Genomic DNA, 20,688 nt, shown 5'->3' on the forward strand with positions numbered 1-20,688 from the left:
TGCTGCAAACTCCGTTACTTCACCCATCCTTTTTGCTTCAGGTAGTCTGCTGCGACTTTTTTCGCATCCAGCCCCTCCACGGCGATACTGGCATTCAGCCGTTGCAGCGTTTTTTCATCCAGGCTGGCAAATACCGGTTGTAGCCATTCTGCCATTTGCGGGTAGTCCTGCAGCACCGATTCACGCACAACGGGCGCTGGCGCATAAATGGGCTGTACGCCTTGCGGATCGCTTAATGTTTGCAGACCGAGCGCCGCAACCGGACCGTCGGTACCGTAGGCCATCGCCGCATTGACCCCAGAGGTCTGCTGCGCCGCTGCTTTAATCGTCACCGCGGTATCCCCCCCCGCCAGCGACAACAGCTGATTCTGATTCAGTTTGAAACCATAGGTTTTTTCAAAGGCAGGCAGCGCGTCAGCCCGTTCGATAAATTCCGCAGAGGCGGCAAGTTTGAACGTCCCCCCGTCTTTCAGATAACGGCCTAAATCGGCAAGGGACTCAAGCTTATTCTTTTGCGCGACATCCTGGCGAACCGCAATGGTCCAGGTGTTGTTGGCGGGCGCAGGCGTTAGCCAGATCAGCTTATTTTGCTCTGCGTCCAGCTTTTTCACTTTGTCATAACCGGCCTGCGCATTTTTCCACGCAGGATCATTCTCATCTTTAAAAAAGAATGCGCCATTGCCGGTATATTCCGGATAAATATCCAGTTCACCGGAGGTAATTGCCCCACGCACCACCGGAGTGGTACCCAGCTGTACTTTATTAACGGTTTTCACGCCGTGACTTTCGAGCACCTGCAAAATAATGTTGCCGAGCAGCGCCCCTTCGGTATCTATTTTTGAACCGACCGTGACGGGTGACGCGGCCTGTAAGGGCAAGCTGATCGCGGCTAACAACGCCAGCGAACCCACCCAAACTTTTGAAATTATCATGCTGCACTCCTCATTCTTTTACGGCCCTTTTCAGAGACTTGAGGAAAAAGCATAGTCGAAAAATCAAGCCTTAACCTGGCAATTGGGTAGTAACACTGAGAGTTACTCGCGGTAAGGCGATAATACAATAAAAAAAATCCGGCAAACCCAAAGTGAGTTTACCGGATGGTACGATTTCGCAGGCCTGATAAGCGTCACGCTATCAGGCATGATATCAATTACTACAGCAGTTCAAATTCGCCCTGCTTCACTCTGGCAGAATCCACGCCGATAAAGACGTTGAACTTGCCCGGTTCGGCATCGTATTGCATACGCTGGTTCCAGAATTTCAGCGCTTCAACATCAATTGGGAAGCTAACGGTTTGGGTTTCACCCGGCTTAAGATTCACCTTCTCAAAACCTTTCAGCTGTTTTACCGGACGACTCATTGAAGCGGTAACATCCTGCAAATACATCTGAATCACCGTCGCACCTTCGCGTTTGCCGGTGTTGGTCACCTGCACGCTGGCCGTCACGGTCCCGTCACGCTTCATCGTCGGAGAAGAGAGTTTCAGATCAGAAACCGTGAATGTGGTGTAGCTCAGGCCATAGCCAAAGGGATACAACGGACCGTTCGCTTCGTCAAAGTAGCGCGACGTGTACTTATTCGGCTTATCGGCATTATACGGGCGACCGGTATTGAGATGGCTGTAATAGACCGGGATCTGTCCGACAGAGCGCGGGAAAGACATCGGCAACTTGCCTGACGGGTTGTAATCGCCAAACAGCACATCGGCGATGGCGTTACCGCCTTCCGTTCCGGCAAACCAGGTTTCGAGGATCGCATCGGCCTGTTGATCTTCCTTAACCAGCGCCAGCGGACGACCGTTCATCAGTACCAGAACCAGCGGTTTACCCGTGGCTTTCAGCGCGGTAATCAGGTCACGCTGACTCTGCGGAATGGTGATATCGGTGCGGCTGGAGGCTTCATGCGCCATTCCCTGCGCTTCACCAACTACCGCGACGACTACGTCAGACTGCTTCGCGGCGTTAACGGCTTCATCAATCATCGCCTGCGGCGAACGCGGGTCAACCTTCACCGCCTCTTCATACTGGTTGAGGAAGTCGACAATGCCTTTGTCGTTGGTGATGTTCGCCCCTTTGGCGTATACCACTTTGCCCTGCTCGCCGATGGCATTTTTAATCCCCGTCAGCACCGTTACTGACTGATCGGCAACCCCGGCAGCAGACCAACTGCCCATCACATCACGCTTGCTGTCGGCCAGCGGACCGACAACCGCTACGGTGGCGGATTTTTTCAGCGGCAATGTTTCCAGACGGTTTTTCAGCAGCACCAGGCTTTCACGCGCCACTTCACGCGCCTCTTTGCGGTGCAAACGGCTTTCCGCGTTGGTGTCCTGCGGGTCAGATTCTTTGGCCCCCAGATGGCTGTACGGATCGTTAAACAGCCCCATATCATATTTCACGTTCAGCACATGACGCGCAGCGTCGTCCAGCTCCGCCATCGTCACCTTACCTGACTTAATCAACCCCGGCAGGTATTTGCTGTAATACTCATCGCTCATGCTCATGTTGATGCCGGACTTGATCGCCACACGCACCGCATCTTCAGGATCGGCGGCGGTACCGTGCTTAATCAGTTCCTTAATCGCACCGTGATCGGAAACGGTAATGCCCTTAAAGCCCCACTCATCGCGCAGCACGTCTTTTAACAGCCATGCATCCGAAGTCGCCGGCGTACCGTTCAGCGAATTAAGCCCCACCATCACCGCACCGCTACCGGCGTCCAGTCCGGCTTTGTACGGTGGCATATAGTCGTTGAACAAACGCTGCGGGCTCATATCGACAGTGTTGTATTCCTTGCCGCCTTCAACCGCGCCATAGGCGGCATAGTGCTTGACGCTGGTCATCACCGAATAGCGATCGGCCGGGCTTTTACCCTGCATCGCTTCCACCATGGTTTTGCCCATCGTGGCGGTCAAATACGTATCTTCGCCAAACCCTTCCGAGGCGCGGCCCCAGCGCGGATCGCGCGAGACATCGACCATCGGCGCCCAGGTCATATTCAGACCATCATCGGCGGCTTCATACGCAGACACTCGACCAACGGTTCTGACCGCATCAAGATTAAAGGAGGACGCCAGACCGAGGCTTATCGGGAATACGGTACGCTGACCGTGCAATACGTCGTAGGCAAAAAAGAGAGGGATTTTCAGGCGGCTGAGATCCATCACCTGATCCTGCATTTTGCGGATATCCTGGCGCGTGACGGTGTTAAAAATTGCCCCAACCTGCCCGTCTTTGATCATCTCGCGGATGGCTTCTTTCGGGTTATCAGGCCCGACGCTTATCAAACGCAGTTGCCCAATCTTCTCATCTACGGTCATCTGCTTGAGTAAATCGGTAACGAAGGCATCCCGCGCCTCTGGCGTCAGTGGATGGTTACCAAACAGAGTGTCCGCCAACGCTGGTTGCAATGCCAGACTCACCGCGACACCTACAGAACATAGCCATTTCATGTTGATTCTCTCTTTATTTTTTCCCGACGAGGCAGCGAAAATATAACAAAAACCGCAGTTTGCCGTAAGACTAAACGGGAGCGATAAAGAAAGCTAAGGTTATTCTCCTAATTTTCGAAACCAGCGCGAATCAGTAAAAGACGAACCAGAGACAATATGAATGAGAAAGCGTATTGTCATACAAAGCGCTATGCTTGTTCCCGATATTGAGTCCCACCACAAGGAGTGGAGAATGTCTTCCATTACAACAGATAATAAAGCTTTCCTGAATGAACTGACCCGTCTGGTGGGTCATTCACACCTGCTGACAGAACCTGCTAAAACCGCCCGCTATCGCAAGGGATTCCGCTCCGGCCAGGGCGATGCGCTTGCCGTCGTGTTCCCCGGGTCGCTTTTAGAACTGTGGCGCGTTTTGAGCGCCTGCGTCGCCGCGGATAAAATTATCCTGATGCAGGCCGCTAACACCGGCCTGACCGAAGGGTCTACGCCGAGCGGTAATGATTACGACCGCGAGATTGTCATTATCAGCACCCTGCGTCTTGATAAGCTGCACGTCATCGGCAAAGGTGAACAGGTTCTGGCCTATCCAGGAACCACGCTCTATTCGCTGGAAAAAGCGCTCAAACCGTTTGGCCGTGAACCGCATTCGGTAATCGGATCTTCCTGTATCGGCGCTTCGGTTATCGGTGGCATTTGCAACAACTCCGGCGGCTCGCTGGTACAGCGCGGCCCGGCATACACGGAGATGTCGCTGTTTGCGCGTATTGACGAACAGGGAAAATTACAGCTGGTTAACCATCTGGGTATTGAGCTGGGCCAGACCCCGGAGCAGATCCTGAGCAAACTGGATGACGAGCGTATTAGAGATGACGATGTTCGCCACGACGGGCGTCACGCGCACGATCACGACTACGTTACCCGTGTCAGAGATATCGACGCGGACACGCCCGCACGCTATAACGCCGACCCGGATCGCTTGTTTGAATCGTCCGGTTGTGCAGGCAAGCTCGCGGTCTTTGCCGTGCGTCTGGACACCTTCGAAGCCGAAAAAAACCAGCAGGTCTTTTACATCGGCACCAGCCAGCCAGAGGTGCTGACGGAGATCCGCCGTCATATTCTGGCAAAATTCGAGCATCTGCCGGTCGCCGGTGAATATATGCACCGCGATATTTACGACATCGCTGAGCAATACGGCAAAGATACGTTTCTGATGATCGACAAGCTCGGCACCGACAAAATGCCGTTCTTCTTCACCCTGAAAGGCCGCACCGATGCGATGCTGGAAAAAGTGAAAATTTTCCGTCCTCACTTCACCGACCGGGCAATGCAGAAATTTGGTCATTTGTTCCCCAGCCACTTACCGGCGCGCATGAAAAGCTGGCGCGATAAGTACGAGCATCACCTGCTGTTAAAAATGGCCGGTGGCGGCGTGGCTGAAGCCCAAAACTGGCTAAGCGAGTATTTCAAAACCGCTGAAGGCGACTTCTTTGCCTGTACGGCGGAAGAAGGCAGCAAGGCGTTCTTGCACCGCTTCGCGGCGGCTGGCGCGGCTATTCGTTATCAGGCCGTACATGCGGATGAGGTGGAAGATATTCTGGCGCTGGATATCGCGCTGCGCCGTAACGACACCGAATGGTACGAGCATCTGCCTCCAGAGATCGACAGTCAACTGGTGCACAAACTCTATTACGGTCACTTTATGTGTTACGTCTTCCATCAGGATTACATCGTGAAAAAAGGCGTGGATGCGCATGCGCTCAAAGAGCAGATGCTGGAACTCCTGCGCGAGCGTGGGGCGCAGTATCCGGCAGAGCATAACGTCGGGCATCTGTATCAGGCGCCGGAAACCTTGACCCGTTTTTACCGTGAGAATGACCCCACCAACAGTATGAATCCGGGTATTGGGAAAACGAGTAAGCAGAAGTTCTGGAAAGAATCGTAAACCTGAAAAAGATAAGCGCTACCGGGCATGTTGCCGGGGCGCTTCGCTTGCCCGGCCTACTGCTACATTCGCTATGCGTAGGCCGGATAAGACATCTTATTTAATCGTTCTGCGCGGTTTGCTCGCCCTTCGCCGAACCTGCCGCCGCCATCTGCGCAGCTTTTTGCTTTTTATAGCTCAGCGCCGCCGCCGGAACCGGCATCACCTTGCCCGTTTCAATCCAGGTACGTAAACGGCTGGCATCGGCAAAGTGAGTATATTTACCAAAGGCATCCATCACCACCAGCGCCACCGGTTTGTTGTTAATCACCGTGCGCATCACCAGACAGTGGCCTGCCGCATTGGTAAACCCGGTTTTCGTTAACTGAATATTCCAGTTATCGCGGTATACCAGATGGTTGGTGTTACGAAACGGCAGCGTATACGCAGGGTTGGCAAACGTCGCCATATCTTCACGCGTGGTACTTAGCTGGCCGATCAGCGGATACTGTTTGCTGGCGATCAGCAGCTTGGTTAAGTCACGGGCGGTCGAGACGTTATGAATCGACAAGCCAGTGGGTTCCACAAAGCGTGTCTGAGTCATGCCGAGCGCTTTCGCTTTGGCATTCATGGCTTTGATAAACGCGTTGTATCCGCCCGGGTAATGATGCGCCAGGCTCGCCGCCGCACGGTTTTCTGATGACATCAGCGCCAGCAGTAACATGTCTTTACGGCTGATTTCACTGTTCAGTCGTACGCGAGAGTAAATGCCTTTCATCTCCGGCGTCTGGCTAATATCGACTTTCAGCTTTTCATTCAGCGGCAGTCGTGCATCAAGCACCACCATCGCCGTCATTAATTTGGTAATCGACGCAATCGGACGCACAAGGTCCGGGTGGTTCGAATAGATAACTTTGTTGGTATTCAGATCAACGATCATCGCGCTACCGGACGCTATCTCTGGTTGAGAAGCCGCTGCGGTAGTTGCCGTTTTCGCCACGGCTTGGGGTGCAAAAGGAACGGCCAGCACCAGGGCAAGGCTTAATAATGAAACTCGGAATTTCAGCATGATGAGATTTCTGATAATGGTTCACGCACGTCACAACGCACACCGCCAGAGATTAAGTTTTATCTCAAGCTAGCTCAGGCATCATAGCGATCCGGCAGGTTTGCTGCCACAGGAGAATCGTCTCGAAATGCTGCGTTGCTGACTTTTACGTCAACAACGCAGCGTAGACAGGTTTATCCGTCAGAATAACCGATAGCCGTAACCCCACAGGATTACCGTAATAGCCAGCAGAACCTCCAGTACCAGCACACCGATCGCCAGCGTCGAACTGGAAAAACTCAACCCTTCCTCACGAGTGATATTCAGGAACGTCGGAATGCCGAGATAAAGTAAATAGCCGGTGTAAAACAGCGCGAGAGTCCCGACTAATGCGCACAGCCAGACCAGCGGATAAAGTGCGACCAGCCCGCTTAAAAACAGCGGCGTCGCGACATATCCGGCAAACACCATACAATGCGCCAGCGACGGACGCTGCTGGTAGTTACGCGCCATCCACCAGATAACCCGGCCCATGACGGCAACGCCCGCCAGCATCACCCCGTAAAACAGAATCGCCATTGCAAATCCGGTCAACAGGGATAATTTCAGGATATTGCCATCGCCAAAATTCCAGCCGATTTGTGTGGTACCGATGAACGCACAAACAACCGGGATTGCCGCCATCAGCAGTACATGGTGGGTGTAGTGATGCGAAACGCTTTCGTTTTCGCTGTTGATCACATGCATTTCACGATCGGGATGGGAAAACAGCCCCCAGACATGGTTCATACCGCCCCCTTCTTGTCAGCTCCGGACCTCAACAGTTCAAGTATAATTCAGCTTTGGATTAATTTTTGTACAACAACAAAAATGACGAACCGCTAATTCAGCGCTTTTAAACCCCACGATGATTCACAGGGTGTATGCTTAACGTCGGGAGGTCATCCAGACATATGGATATAAACAGTCTTATTGCACATTACGGTTACGCCGCATTGGTCATTGGCAGTTTGGCCGAAGGTGAAACCATTACCCTGCTGGGCGGCGTGGCGGCACATCAGGGATTACTTAAATTTCCTCTGGTGGTTATCTCTGTGGCCCTGGGCGGGATGATTGGCGATCAATTGCTGTATCTGCTTGGGCGTCGTTACGGTGGAAAAATTTTGCGTCGTTTCTCAAAACATCGCGACAAAATCCGCCGGGCGCAGAAAATGATCCAGCGCCGTCCTTATCTGTTCGTGATTGGCACCCGTTTTATGTATGGTTTTCGCGTGATCGGCCCGTTGCTGATTGGCGCAAGCCATTTGCCGCCTAAAATTTTCCTGCCGTTGAATATCCTGGGGGCGCTGGCGTGGGCGCTGATATTTACCACGCTGGGCTATGTGGGGGGAGAAGTCATTGCGCCGTGGCTACACAATCTCGACCAGCATATTAAGCACTGGATATGGCTGGCTCTGGTGATTGTGCTGGTGCCAGGCGTTCGGTGGTGGTTAAAAAAACGCAGCAGCAAAAGTACGGCCCGGTAGCGCGATGTCTACCGGGCGGGTGCGTTACGAAGCGTGGTAGCCGCCCCCCAGCGCGCGGTTCAACTGGATTGAGGCATCCAGCCATTGTCCTTGTAAAAGCAGAGCGTTGCACCGTTCACGTAATGCCGGGATCTTTGCCTCACTGACCCGGGAGCCCGCAATAATTCCGGCATTGAAGCGCGCCTGCGCCAGACCCACTACGCGCAGTGCATCATGCTCAATCTGCTGCTGATGCTGATTCTTCTGCGCCAGTGTTTCTACCTGCGATGCTGCACGCGCCACGTCATTCACCGCATCCACCACGGCTTTGTTGTAATTCGCCACCGTCAGGTTGCTTTGCGCTTGAGTAATGTCGAGATTCGCGTTCAGCCTGCCGCTATCAAAGATAGGCAGCGTCAGCCCGGCCGTTACGCCCATTTGCTGCGCGGAATGGCGAAACAAGTCGCTCAGATGTAACGCATCCTGTTGTAAAAATGCCATCAGATTTACATCGGGATAAAACGCCGCTTTCGCCGCATCAATGCTGCTCAGCGATGACTCAATGTACCAGTGCGCCGCCTGCAAATCCGGTCGGCGGGCCAGCAGCGAATAACCTAGCTGGGACGGGAGCTGGCTTTCCACCGCGGGCAGCGGGGTCGAATGGAGTTTCAGGGCTGTGGACTGCGAGTTGGTCAGCGCGCTCAACCGCGCTTCAATCACCTTCATTTTACCGCTGACATCGTTCAGCTGCTGCTCTGTTTTGCTGGAATCGATATCGGTTTCAACACCTTCCACCGAAGAAGTAAGACCATTTTGATACAGTTGACGATCAACGTTAATGACGTTCTGCTGCTCGGTTTCTATTTGCGTCAACACGGTTTTCAGCCCGGCCTGCGTTTGCCATTCCCAGTAAAGACGAGCCACACCGCTCGCCAGCACCTGTCGCGTTTGCTCGCGCTCGGCTTCACGCGCCTTAACGGCCCCAATACGTGCCGTCACTTCGGCCCGATTTTTACCCCACAGATCCAGATTCCAGCCAGCAGTTAAACCAAAGGTGCCGTTGGTGTACCACGGCCCGGTCGTCCCGGCGGCCGGATCGGTAATGGCAAACGGACCCATCAGCCCTTCGGCTGACATTCTCTGACGCTCCACATCTGCAGAGAAATCGATCTCCGGGCCATCCTGCGCCTCCACAGCCTTAGCCTGCGCCTCCGCCAGTTGAATGCGCTGTTCCGCGACCTGCATATCAGGGGAGTTGCGTAACGTGCTGTCAATCAGCGCATTAAGCTGGGGGTCATGGAATGCCTTCCACCATTGGCTGTCCGGCCAGCCATTTTTTAACGCCGCAGGCAATGTGGTATCGACATTCGCAGCGGGGGTCTGCTGTGACAGAGACTGGCGGTCATCATGCATCGGCGCGCAACCTGACATCAAAATAAAAAGCGGCAACAATGCCGTCGTGACAAAAGCAGAATTACGATTCATGGAGAGACACAGGTAAGAAAAGATGTGCTGAGATTACGACTTGTCGCGTTTCCTTTTTTAGTTACGCGTGGCAATACACCTTTGGCAATAAAAATATATAATCGGCAAAATATACACCCAACAAATAATTTAGATTAATTAATTTTAATAATTTATGGATGGAGACATTATGTCACAGAATATCTATGACGATCCCGAGTTCTTTGCCGGATATGCCACGCTGGACCGTTCAGTAAAAGGGCTCGACGGTGCGCCAGAATGGCCGACAATACAAGCGATGCTCCCCGCTCTACAGGGAAAAAATATCCTCGATTTGGGTTGCGGATATGGCTGGTTTTGCCGCTACGCGCGCGATAACCAGGCGGCCAGCGTAGTGGGACTGGATATTTCACAAAAGATGTTAACCCAGGCGCACAGCATGACGCAGGGTAATGGCATCGTTTATCGCCGTGAAGATCTCGAAACGCTTTCCCTGTCGCCAAATTCCTTTGACCTGGTTTACAGCTCACTTGCCCTGCACTATTTGCGCGATATCGCGCGATTATTCGTAACGATTTACCAGTCGTTAACACCGGGAGGCATGTTGGTATTCTCTGCCGAGCATCCCATTTATACTGCACCGCTTAACCAGGGTTGGATAAAAGATAAAACCGGGCAACAGTCCTGGCCGGTCAATCATTATCAGCAGGAAGGCACACGCATCAGTAACTGGTTCGCGGAGGGTGTCAAAAAACAGCACCGTAAGCTGGCGACCTGGATTAATGCGCTGATAGCCGCCGGATTCGAAATCGTTTGTGTCGATGAATGGGGACCGTCCGCTGAACAGATTACTGAAAACCCGGCGCTGGATGAAGAAAAAGAGCGGCCAATGGTGTTTCTGCTCAGCGCACGTAAACCGGAGTAAGGTCATTACAGGAAGATTTTCAGAGGCTTTCCTATACTTAACCTGAACTCACCAAAAAAGGAACGCTGATGAAAATCTTACTGTGGATTATTTTAGTTATTTTTCTGATTGGGTTATTGGTGGTAACTGGCGTGTTTAAGATGATTTTTTGAAACAAAGGCCACTCCGGTGGCCGATTAATGTGTTAATGCAATTTAGCGATATCAATGGCCTGAATCGCGCGCGCGATATCCGGTGAATTGTTTAATGCGCGAATTTCCTGAAACAGCGCGGTTGCCTCTGAGTATTCTTTACGCAAATACCCTAACCATTGTTTAATCCGCGCCACATGGTACAGCCCGGTATCACCCTGCTTTTCAAGACGGGTATATTTTTGCAATAGCATCACGACATCAGGCCACGGCATACGCGGCTCGTTGTATTTCACCACACGGCTCAGGTTCGGAATATTTAATGCCCCACGGCCAATCATCACCGCATCGCATCCGCTGATAGCCACACAGTCCTGGGCGCTTTGCCAGTCCCAGATTTCGCCATTCGCGATAACCGGAATGGTAAGCCGCTGGCGGATCTCACCGATCGCCTGCCAGTTGATATGTTCGGCCTTATAGCCCTGTTCCTTGGTTCGGCCATGCACCGCCAGCTCGCTGGCGCCCGCCTGCTGAACGGCATCAGCAATTTCAAACTGCCTGTCGCTGTTGTCCCAGCCCAGACGCACTTTCACCGTCACGGGGAGATGAGCCGGAACCGCCTCGCGCATGGCTTTTGCGCCCCGGTAGATGAGTTCAGGATCTTTTAATAACGTTGCGCCACCGCCGCTGCCGTTGACCAGCTTCGACGGGCAGCCACAGTTCAGATCGACACCAAACGAGCCCAGTTCTACCGCGCGCGCCGCGTTCTCCGCCAGCCACTGCGGATACTGCCCCAGCAACTGTATGCGCACCCGCGTGCCGGATGGCGTCCGGCTATTGTTATACAGTTCCGGGCAGAGCCGATGGAATACTTTTGCCGGCAGGAGCTGATCCACCACGCGCACAAACTCGGTGATGCACAGATCGTAATCATTCACTTCAGTCAGCAGCTCGCGCACCAGTGAGTCGAGCACGCCTTCCATCGGCGCCAGTAAAACACGCATATCGTCACCCGCAAAAAAAGAGGCGCTATGGTAGCGCCTCCGTTCGGGAGATTAAAGAGGCTCAGCGCGGCAACAGGCAGTTATCTTCTTTCCAGCCGTACAGCCATTCCATACCACGATAAAATTCCGCCTGAGATTTGCCTTTCCACAGCAGATTACGCACCTGGCGCTCGACGCCTGCGGCGTGGTACACACGTCCCATTTCGCGCGTCGACCAGACGATGCGCGCAGTACGCGGAATACGCACCGACTCATACAAGGCAAAGGCATCAGCCGCATCGCCGTCACACTGCTGTAACGCCTTACCGAGAGTGACAGCATCTTCAAGCGCCATACAGGCGCCCTGCGCCATATATTGTGCCACCGGATGCGCAGCATCACCCACCAGCGTAATGCGGTCGGTCCCCCATTTCTCTACCGGTTCGCGGTCAGCGGTGGACCAGCGACGCCATGACGTCGGCTTATCCAGCATCTGACGCGGACGCGCATGAATACCGGCAAAATAGGAGAGCACTTCCTCTTTACTGCCATCCTTCACCCCCCACTCCTCCTGCTGACGGCTGTGGAAAGTCACCACCAGGTTATACTGCTTGCCGCCACGCAATGGATAGTGCACCAGGTGGCAGTGCGGTCCGGCCCACAGCACCGGCGCGTTAATGCGCAAATCTTCCGGCATATCATCGCAATCAATCACCGCACGATAGACCACGTGCCCGGTCACGCGTGGCGCATCGCCAATCAGAGACTGACGCACAACCGACTTCACACCGTCACAGCCCACCAAAATATCCGCTGTCCAGCTGTTACCGTGCTCATCAATTACCGTCACATCATCTTCTGTCTGGCGAATATCAACCACGTTAGTTGAAGTGCGATACTCAACGTTGGGATGAACCAGTGCCGCCTCCCAGACAGAAGCATGAATATCAACCCGATGGATAACCGCATAAGGACCGCCAAAGTGATCGCGGAACGCCTGCCCGGTTTCAATATGTACAACCTCTTTCGCGTTTACCGCATCCATCATGGTGATGTGATCGGTAAAAACGGCGCGCTTGCGAGCGACGTCACCCACGCCAAGGCTGTCCAGAGCAGAAAACGCGTTCGGCCCGAGCTGAATGCCCGCACCAATCTCACCAATCTCGTGCGCTTTCTCCAGCAACATCACTTTAATGCCTTGACGGGCCAGCGATAGCGCGGTCGCCGCGCCGCCAATCCCGCCACCCACGATAATTGCGCGTGTCACTTTAGCCATTGTCGTTCTCCTTATCAGGCTGGAATTTTGTCTTGTTGATTCTCGGGCGCGGCGGCGATAAACGCCGGAAGCTGGGTACAGGCATCGTATACCGCCTTACAGCGCGGATACCCGCTCAGATCACAGCCCATACGTAACGCGTTCGCCCACTGCGGGATCAGACAGCAATCCGCCAGCGTCGGCGCATCCCCCACGCAGAACGTCCCCGAGTGACTCTGGCGCAGCATCTGTTCAACCGCACTTAACCCTTGCTGGATCCAGTGCGCATACCAGCGTTTTTTATCCTCTTCACTGACCTTTAGCTCTTCGCTCAGGTAGCGCAGTACCCGCATGTTATTCACGGGATGGATATCACAAGCGATGGCATAAACAATTTCCAGCACCCGGCTGCGCGTCGGGAAGTCGGCTGGCAGCAGCGGCGACTGCGGAAAGTGACCATCCAGCCAGTCGGTTATCGCCAGCGACTGCCCGAGTGATTCTCCCTCATCAGTGACCAGCGTCGGTACAAGCCCTACCGGGTTCATCCGCCGGTAAGCCAGCTCGTTCTGCTGACCGATGCGGATGTTGATGCCCACCGTCTGGTAATCAAGCCCCTTTAGCGCCAGCGCAATGCGTACGCGATATGACGCGGAGCTGTTAAAGAAACTGTACAGCTTCATCATCCACCTCAGACAATCTTCACAGCGATGGGGGTTAAACCGTCTACATTGCCGGTGATCACATCCCCTTTCACCACTGCGCCCACGCCCTCTGGCGTGCCTGTGTAGATCAAATCGCCCGGCTGTAGTTCGAAAAAGCCGGACAGATAGCTAATGGTTTCATTAACGGACCAGATGAGGTGGCGAATATCGCTACGCTGATGATCGTCGCCGTTGACCTGCAACCAGATAGGCGCGTTGTTAACATCTGCACTTTCGCTGGCTTTATGCAGCGGCGCGATGGGGGCTGAGAGATCAAATGCTTTGCCGATTTCCCACGGACGCCCCATCTGGCGCATCTCCATCTGCCTGTCGCGGCGGGTCATATCCAGACCAGTGGCATAGCCCCAGATATATTCGTGCGCTTTTTCCAGGGGTATATCGCTGCCCTTTTTACCGATCGCCACCACCAGCTCTATCTCATAGTGATAGTTATCAGTCTGCGACGGGTATGGCAGCTCGAGGGTTTGACCGGCCGCCACCGGGACCACCGCATCGGCAGGTTTACAGAAGAAGAACGGCGGTTCGCGATCCGGATCAAAACCCATTTCACGCGCATGAGCGGCATAGTTGCGGCCCACGCAGTAAACGCGACGCACGGGAAACTGTTCATTACTGCCAACGACCGGAACGGTAACAGGCGCTTGTGGTTCGAATACGTATTGCGTCATTTTCTCTCTCCCAAATTAATAACGTGCTTCACGGAACAACCCCAGCGCTTCCTGAACCGGTCTGTCCGAAAAACTAAATAAGACGGCATCTTCGTGGGCCTGGAATGACACGCCGTGCCAGGTTGGCACCACGAAGATATCTTTTGGCGAAAAATTGAAGATCTCGGTGCCGATGGTGACCTGCCCGCTTCCTTCCACCACGTGATAGATAGTGCTGTCGGTGGTACGCGCCATCCGCGAGGAAAAGCCCTTCGGCAACAGTTGTAAAAAGGTCCCCATTGAAGGCATGGGATAACCACCGGTCACCGGGTTGACGTAACGCATCTTGTAACCGTCCCACTCATCGGCGTCACCCATGCGGGTCAGGTCATGCAGCGCTTCACGGCTGCGATCGTAGCGATAGTTGAAAATTGGCGATGAGTTACCCTTCTGATGACGCAGCGGCAGCATATTGGCCGCGTAGCGTGGTAAGTAATCCCCTTCCTTGCGCGTGACTGGTTGCTGATCCTCCGGGTAATCTTCCGCAAAGCCGCAACCCAGCAGATTCACCAGTGGCAGATCCAGGCCGTCCAGCCACACCACCGGTTCACTGCCTGGGTTGCCGTGGTCGTGCCAGCGCCACTGTGGCGTCAGAATAAAATCCCCTTCATGCATTTGGGTGCGCTCGCCATCCACCGCGGTAAATGCCCCTTTCCCTTCGACAATAAAGCGCAGCGCAGACTGATTATGCCGGTGACTCGGGGCAACCTCGCCCGGCATGATTAACTGCAATCCGGCGTACAGCGTTGGGGTGATTGAAGACTGTCCGCGCAGCATGGGGTTTTCCAGCACCAGTACGCGACGAATCGCCTCTTTCGCGCCAATCAGATCGCCGCTTTCCAGCAGCAGCGGGCGGATCTCCTGGTAGTTCCAGTACGCAGGAGCACAATGTGCGTTCGGCGTTGGCGGTACCAGGCGGTGCAGCGACTCCCACAGAGGGGTCAGATTCTGCCCGGAAATATGCTGGTAAAACTGCTGACGGCTGTTCTTAACATCCTGATTAAGTTCTGACATAGAGATTCTCCTTATTTGTTCACGATGCCTACGCGTGACAACGCGTCAGGGACAGAGGCCGACTGGCGGATAACAGCCGTCAGCAGCATAAGCATCACCGCGCTGATGGCCGCCGGAACGGCAATAATGAAAAACAGGTTATCGAATGAGAAATTCATCGCCATCATCACGCCGCCGGAGAGCGAGCCGACAATCGCGCCGCAGCGGCCAATCGCATTAGACCAGCTGACGCCCGTGGCCCGGCTCTGCGTCGGATAAAGCGTGGCGGTTAAGGCATTCAGGCCCACCTGCGAACCGCTGATGCCGATGCCGGTGCCAAAAATGGCCAGCGCCATCAGCCACAGGCCGTTCTCGCTCAGGCCAATCATGACAATACACACCGCACCCAACGCATAGCTCACTGCCAGCACGCGGAAAGGGTTGTATTTATCCATCAGCACTCCCAGCACCAGCGCACCGAGCGTACCGCCAATCTGAAAGGCAGCGGTCACCCATGAGGCATGCTGCAGGTCAATTCCACTATGGTTAAGCAGCGTTGGCATCCAGCTGGAGAGCAGATAAATAATCAGCAGGCTCATAAAGAACACCACCCATAACATCAGGGTAATGGGCAACTGTTGCCCGACGAACAGCTGGCGAATGCTGCCTTTGGCAATCGCGGCGCCCTCGTTGAGATAAAATTGGGTATTGTCATAACGTTCCCGGGTGATGGCGCTGACGGTTCTGGCAATCACGTTTTGCGGCAACTGACGACGAACCTGCCAGCGCGGTGATTCCGGCAGCGCAAACAGCAGAGCCACAAACAGCATCAGCGGTAGCACGCCTCCCAGCACCAGGATGCCGTGCCAGCCAATAACCGGCACCAGCTGTGCGCTGACAATCCCGCCCATCGCCGAGCCCAGGGTAAAACCGCAGAACATCATGGTGACCAGTGCGCCACGCCGACGCGCTGGCAGGTATTCTGAGGTCATAGTGATAGTATTTGGCATCGCGCCGCCCAGGCCTAACCCGGTAAGGAAGCGCAAAATGACCAGCGTTTGTAGATCGGGGGAAAAAGCCGAGATCAGGCTCAGTGCGCCGAACAGCGCCACGCAGAGTTCAATCACCCGTTTGCGGCCAAAACGATCCGATAGCGGACCGCAGAGCAGTGCGCCAGCGGTCAGACCCAGCAGGCCTGCGCCAAACAGCGGCGCCAGATCTCCGGCCGTCAGTTGCCAGTGGGTGCGAATGTCGGGCGCGATAAAACCAATAGCCGCGGTATCAAAACCGTCGAGCATGACGACCAAAAAACAGCAAATGATAACGCGCCACTGGGTCTTACCGACGGGGGCGGAATCGATCAGTGCTTGTAGATCACGTTGTTGAGTCATAGTGAATGCCTCAGTGCAGGTAGAGTAGATGTCTGTTTTGTTTTAGGTATGTTGCGACTTTGTATGTTTGGAGATGAAATGTACAATGGCTTTTCATGCAGAGGCATAACCTGGAGGTTATAGCAAATGGCTAACTGGGCGCAGAAACTTAAGTTACACCACCTGCAAACGCTTATTGCGCTGGGCGAACAGGGGAATTTGACTCACGTCGCCCGAATGATGAATATCACCCAGCCAGCGTTGTCAAAATGGTTATCGCAGCTCGAAGATGAGATGGGTATCACACTCTTTGAACGTCATAGCAAAGGCTTACGCCCTTCAGAAGGCGGCAAGCTGCTACTGCAGCATGCCCAACGCCTGATCAATGATATGGAACGTTCACAGTATGAAATCGCCCGTTTTAAGCAGGGAGGCCTGGTAGGGAGTCTGAAGATTGGCTGCTCGCCGGTGGCGACGGACTGCGTTTCACAGGCGATACTGGGTTTGCTCACAGAGCTGCCGACCTTGCATCTTAATATTGAAGAGAAGGTGATGACCCCGCTGTTGCACGATCTGCTCGCGGGTTCGGTGGATGTGGTGGTCGGACGCGTCGGTGGCCGGGCGCTTCAGTTGCCGCTCAATTACCAGGTGCTGTATACCGAGCCGGTCTGTTTCGTCGCGCGCCCCAACCATCCGCTGGCAAAATATCCCCTGCTCACCTGGCATGATCTGGCTAACTGGCGCTGGATTGTCTGGCCGACGGGAACGCCCATCCGGATAAGCATTGACAACGCGCTGGTAGATAACGGCGTCATGCTACCGGAAAACATCATTGAGTCGGCGTCGATAAACGTCAGCACCAACCTGCTGCAAAGTAGCGACATGATCTCTATTCTTTCTCTACGCCTGGCGCAGCGTTATGCCGCCCAGGGACAGCTGGCTATCCTGAATCTGCCGAAGATTGAACAAAAAGGCAGCGTAGGCGTGTTCTGGCGCAACAATGAAACGCCCACGACCGCCCTGAATCGTTTTCTGTATTACCTGGCACAGGTTTAACGTGAACAGTTAGGGCCATCGCCCGATGTTCCAGATATCTATTTCTTCTATGCTTAGAATTCATGATGTGATCGGTAGCACGTTTTGAAGTTTAATTGTATGATGAATCAGTCTCGTCAAGGGTTTCAATTATGAGCAAAGCACTGAACATTATCTGGCAATATTTGCGCGCATTCGTCCTGATTTATGCCTGCCTCTATGCAGGTATTTTTCTTGCATCGCTACTCCCCATCACCATTCCGGGCAGCATTATCGGCATGCTGATTCTGTTTGTCTTACTGGCTTTGCAGGTGCTACCGGCAAAATGGGTTAACCCCGGCTGCTATGTGCTGATTCGCTATATGGCCCTGCTGTTTGTCCCGATTGGCGTGGGGATCATGCAGTACTTTGATCTGCTCCGTGCGCAATTTGGTCCGGTGGTGGTGTCCTGTACCATCAGTACGCTGGTCGTTTTCCTGGTGGTGAGCTGGAGTTCTCACATTGTGCACGGTGAGCGCAAAATCGTTGGGCAAAAAGGGTCTAAAGAATGATGTCGTATATCTGGTGGTCGTTACCCCTTACGCTGGCGGTATTTTTTGGCGCACGTAAGCTGGCTGCACGATTTAAAATGCCTCTATTGAACCCGCTACTGGTCGCCATGGTGGTGATCATTCCCATTCTGATGCTGACCGGAATTCCCTACGATCACTATTTCAAAGGCAGTGAGGTGCTGAACGATTTGCTGCAACCTGCCGTGGTTGCGCTGGCCTATCCGTTATACGAACAGCTGCACCAGATTCGCGCTCGCTGGAAATCAATTATTGCCATCTGCTTTGCGGGGAGCGTTGTGGCGATGGTTACAGGTACAACAATCGCCTTGTTGATGGGCGCATCGCCGCAAATTGCTGCGTCAATCATGCCGAAATCGGTAACCACGCCTATCGCTATGGCAGTGGGAGGCAGTATTGGTGGTATTCCGGCCATCAGCGCCGTGTGCGTCATTTTTGTTGGTATCCTCGGGGCTGTGTTTGGTCATACTTTGCTCAATGCGATGCGTATTCGCACCAAAGCCGCACGTGGACTGGCTATGGGTACCGCTTCGCACGCCCTGGGTACCGCACGCTGTGCAGAGCTGGACTATCAGGAAGGCGCGTTTAGCTCTCTGGCGCTGGTTATTTGCGGCATTATCACCTCCTTGGTCGCCCCATTCCTGTTCCCGATTATTCTGGCCCTGGTCGGTTAACCTTCAATTTTTGGCTAATTATTTGCGATGCGTTGCACATTTTTAATTTAAGTTTCATAAGTTGCATACATAATGAGATTTGGATCACATATAAAGCCGTAACAGGCCCGTAGACTACGATTCCATTACATTGTTATGAGGCATCGCCATGCATCCACGTTTTCAAACTGCTTTTGCCCAACTCGCGGATAACTTGCAATCAGCCCTGGCGCCTGTTCTGGCGGATGCGCATTTCCCCGCCATGCTGACTGCTGAGCAGGTCTCTTTGCTGAAACGCGAATCGGGACTGGACGAAGACGCGCTGGCATTCGCTCTACTGCCGCTGGCTGCGGCCTGCGCGCGTACTCCGCTGTCCAACTTCAACGTTGGGGCAATTTCTCGCGGCATCAGCGGCACCTGGTACTTCGGTGGGAACATGGAGTTCCTGGGGGCGACCATGCAGCAAACCGTTCATGCCGAGCAAAGCGCCATTAGCCATGCCTGGCTGCGCGGTGAAAAAGGGCTCGCCGCCATCACCGTCAACTACACGCCGTGCGGCCACTGTCGCCAGTTTATGAACGAACTGAACAGTGGACTGGATTTACGTATTCATCTGCCGGGACGTGCGCCACACGTGCTGCGCGATTACCTACCAGACGCCTTCGGACCGAAAGATCTGGAGATTAAAACACTGCTGATGGACGATCAGGATCACGGCTTCGCGCTGCAGGGCGATGCGTTGACCCAAGCGGCTATCACCGCCGCTAACAGATGTCATATGCCGTACAGCAACTCCCCAAGCGGCGTGGCGCTGGAATGTAAAGATGGTCGAATTTTTAGCGGTAGCTATGCGGAAAATGCCGCCTTCAACCCGACCCTGCCGCCGCTGCAAGGCGCGTTAAACCTGTTGAACCTTAACGGTTATGACTACCCGGATATCCAGCGTGCTGTGCTGGCTGAAAAAGCCGATGCGCCGTTGATTCAGTGGGATGCGACCTCCGCTACCCTGAAAGCGCTGGGCTGCAATAATATTGAGCGCGTGCTGCTCGGTTAATTGCCTGGCGCTACGCTTATCTGGCCTGCAATCGCTCGAGGTTGTCGGCCAGATTTGCTGTTGCTACCATCCAATAGGGCCGTTTTGCTGAAAATCCCCTCAATCAGATTGCTGTTTCTTGCGCTACGTCTTCCGGTACAGTAGCCTGATTGAAATTCCATCCAAATAACGAGTTTTCTGCATGTTAAAGCGCGTGTTTTACAGCCTGTTAGTCCTGGTAGGCTTGCTGCTTTTGACTGTGCTTGGGCTCGACAGGTGGATGAGCTGGAAGACCGCTCCCTACATCTACGACGAATTGCAGGATTTACCCTACCGCCAGGTCGGTGTGGTCCTGGGCACGGCGAAATACTATCGCACCGGCGTCATCAACCAGTATTACCGCTACCGCATTCAGGGCGCATTGAACGCCTATAACAGTGGAAAGGTAAACTATCTGCTGCTGAGCGGCGACAACGCACAGCAAAGCTACAACGAACCCATGACGATGCGTAAAGATCTGATTGCCGCCGGTGTCGATCCCGCTGACATCGTGCTTGATTACGCCGGGTTCCGGACGCTCGATTCAATTGTACGAACCCGCAAGGTGTTCGATACCAACGATTTCATCATTATTACTCAGCGATTCCACTGTGAGCGCGCCTTGTTTATTGCGCTGCATATGGGCATCCAGGCCCAGTGCTATGCGGTGCCCTCACCAAAGGATATGCTCACCGTACGGGTACGTGAATTTGGCGCCCGCTTTGGCGCACTGGCCGATCTCTATATTTTCAAACGTGAACCCCGCTTTTTAGGCCCGCTGGTGCCCATCCCTACCATGCATCAGGTACCGGACGATGCACAGGGATATCCGGCGGTCACGCCTGAACAACTGCTCGAATTACAAAAGAAACAAGGAAAATAAG

Annotated in this window: 19 protein-coding genes; 8 read left to right on the plus strand and 11 right to left on the minus strand. The window is 53.9% G+C overall.

Annotated elements, in window-relative coordinates; all coding sequences use genetic code 11:
• Positions 1-14: 14 nt before the first annotated feature.
• Both osmF and bglX read right to left on the minus strand, forming a co-directional pair.
• On the minus strand, positions 15-932 hold the full coding sequence (gene osmF / locus ABIE10_RS10500) for a glycine betaine ABC transporter substrate-binding protein OsmF (protein ID WP_047500997.1): 918 nt from the start codon (positions 930-932) through the stop codon (positions 15-17).
• A 221-nt stretch (positions 933-1,153) separates the two neighbouring features.
• Positions 1,154-3,451, minus strand: coding sequence for a beta-glucosidase BglX (gene bglX, locus ABIE10_RS10505; RefSeq protein WP_429155590.1), 2,298 nt, complete (start codon positions 3,449-3,451; stop codon positions 1,154-1,156).
• A gap of 232 nt (positions 3,452-3,683) precedes the next feature.
• Here bglX and dld point away from each other — a divergent pair, with 232 nt between their 5' ends.
• On the plus strand, positions 3,684-5,393 hold the full coding sequence (dld, locus tag ABIE10_RS10510; RefSeq protein WP_429155592.1) for a D-lactate dehydrogenase: 1,710 nt from the start codon (positions 3,684-3,686) through the stop codon (positions 5,391-5,393).
• A 100-nt stretch (positions 5,394-5,493) separates the two neighbouring features.
• Here dld and pbpG read toward each other — a convergent pair whose 3' ends face one another.
• The gene (gene pbpG / locus ABIE10_RS10515) at positions 5,494-6,441 is read right to left on the minus strand and encodes a D-alanyl-D-alanine endopeptidase (protein WP_016153699.1); all 948 of its coding nucleotides are present in this window, start codon (positions 6,439-6,441) and stop codon (positions 5,494-5,496) included.
• 180 nt (positions 6,442-6,621) lie between these two features.
• On the minus strand, positions 6,622-7,209 hold the full coding sequence (locus tag ABIE10_RS10520) for a Yip1 family protein (RefSeq protein WP_259687077.1): 588 nt from the start codon (positions 7,207-7,209) through the stop codon (positions 6,622-6,624).
• Between the two features lie 164 nt (positions 7,210-7,373).
• On the opposite strand from ABIE10_RS10520, the gene ABIE10_RS10525 reads away from it, so the two are divergent.
• A complete protein-coding gene (locus ABIE10_RS10525) occupies positions 7,374-7,946 on the plus strand; it encodes a DedA family protein (protein WP_016153701.1) in 573 nt (190 codons plus the stop codon).
• A 24-nt stretch (positions 7,947-7,970) separates the two neighbouring features.
• Here ABIE10_RS10525 and mdtQ read toward each other — a convergent pair whose 3' ends face one another.
• On the minus strand, positions 7,971-9,410 hold the full coding sequence (mdtQ, locus tag ABIE10_RS10530; protein ID WP_235116882.1) for a multidrug resistance outer membrane protein MdtQ: 1,440 nt from the start codon (positions 9,408-9,410) through the stop codon (positions 7,971-7,973).
• 169 nt (positions 9,411-9,579) lie between these two features.
• Here mdtQ and ABIE10_RS10535 point away from each other — a divergent pair, with 169 nt between their 5' ends.
• Entirely contained in the window at positions 9,580-10,314 is a 735-nt protein-coding gene (locus ABIE10_RS10535) for a class I SAM-dependent methyltransferase (protein WP_279263983.1), read from the plus strand.
• A 184-nt stretch (positions 10,315-10,498) separates the two neighbouring features.
• Here ABIE10_RS10535 and dusC read toward each other — a convergent pair whose 3' ends face one another.
• The 6 genes from dusC to mhbT all read right to left on the minus strand — a co-directional run bounded on the left by dusC (position 10,499) and on the right by mhbT (position 16,496).
• Complete coding sequence (dusC, locus tag ABIE10_RS10540; RefSeq protein ID WP_429155597.1) at positions 10,499-11,449, minus strand: tRNA dihydrouridine(16) synthase DusC; 951 nt, start codon at positions 11,447-11,449, stop codon at positions 10,499-10,501.
• Positions 11,450-11,510: 61 nt separating this feature from the next.
• Positions 11,511-12,704, minus strand: coding sequence for a 3-hydroxybenzoate 6-monooxygenase (locus ABIE10_RS10545; RefSeq protein ID WP_425135119.1), 1,194 nt, complete (start codon positions 12,702-12,704; stop codon positions 11,511-11,513).
• A gap of 14 nt (positions 12,705-12,718) precedes the next feature.
• On the minus strand, positions 12,719-13,363 hold the full coding sequence (gene maiA, locus ABIE10_RS10550; RefSeq protein ID WP_429155947.1) for a maleylacetoacetate isomerase: 645 nt from the start codon (positions 13,361-13,363) through the stop codon (positions 12,719-12,721).
• 8 nt (positions 13,364-13,371) lie between these two features.
• Entirely contained in the window at positions 13,372-14,073 is a 702-nt protein-coding gene (locus tag ABIE10_RS10555; RefSeq protein ID WP_016153707.1) for a fumarylacetoacetate hydrolase family protein, read from the minus strand.
• 15 nt (positions 14,074-14,088) lie between these two features.
• Positions 14,089-15,126, minus strand: coding sequence for a gentisate 1,2-dioxygenase (gene gtdA / locus ABIE10_RS10560; RefSeq protein WP_019077221.1), 1,038 nt, complete (start codon positions 15,124-15,126; stop codon positions 14,089-14,091).
• A gap of 11 nt (positions 15,127-15,137) precedes the next feature.
• Entirely contained in the window at positions 15,138-16,496 is a 1,359-nt protein-coding gene (mhbT, locus tag ABIE10_RS10565) for a 3-hydroxybenzoate transporter MhbT (RefSeq protein WP_429155601.1), read from the minus strand.
• Between the two features lie 126 nt (positions 16,497-16,622).
• Here mhbT and ABIE10_RS10570 point away from each other — a divergent pair, with 126 nt between their 5' ends.
• The 5 genes from ABIE10_RS10570 to sanA all read left to right on the plus strand — a co-directional run bounded on the left by ABIE10_RS10570 (position 16,623) and on the right by sanA (position 20,687).
• Positions 16,623-17,531 (plus strand): LysR substrate-binding domain-containing protein, encoded by a 909-nt coding sequence (locus tag ABIE10_RS10570; protein WP_429155603.1) that lies wholly within the window; start codon positions 16,623-16,625, stop codon positions 17,529-17,531.
• A gap of 131 nt (positions 17,532-17,662) precedes the next feature.
• Entirely contained in the window at positions 17,663-18,061 is a 399-nt protein-coding gene (locus ABIE10_RS10575; protein ID WP_016153711.1) for a CidA/LrgA family protein, read from the plus strand.
• Entirely contained in the window at positions 18,058-18,753 is a 696-nt protein-coding gene (locus ABIE10_RS10580) for a CidB/LrgB family autolysis modulator (protein WP_016153712.1), read from the plus strand. Before ABIE10_RS10575 ends, ABIE10_RS10580 begins: the two co-directional genes overlap by 4 nt.
• A 148-nt stretch (positions 18,754-18,901) precedes the next feature.
• A complete protein-coding gene (gene cdd, locus ABIE10_RS10585) occupies positions 18,902-19,786 on the plus strand; it encodes a cytidine deaminase (protein WP_016153713.1) in 885 nt (294 codons plus the stop codon).
• Between the two features lie 181 nt (positions 19,787-19,967).
• Positions 19,968-20,687 (plus strand): outer membrane permeability protein SanA, encoded by a 720-nt coding sequence (gene sanA / locus ABIE10_RS10590; protein WP_016153714.1) that lies wholly within the window; start codon positions 19,968-19,970, stop codon positions 20,685-20,687.
• The last annotated feature ends 1 nt before the right edge of the window (position 20,688 follow it).

It is taken from the genome of Citrobacter sp. 506, from assembly GCF_050434985.1.
Classification (GTDB): Bacteria; Pseudomonadota; Gammaproteobacteria; order Enterobacterales; family Enterobacteriaceae; genus Citrobacter; species Citrobacter braakii.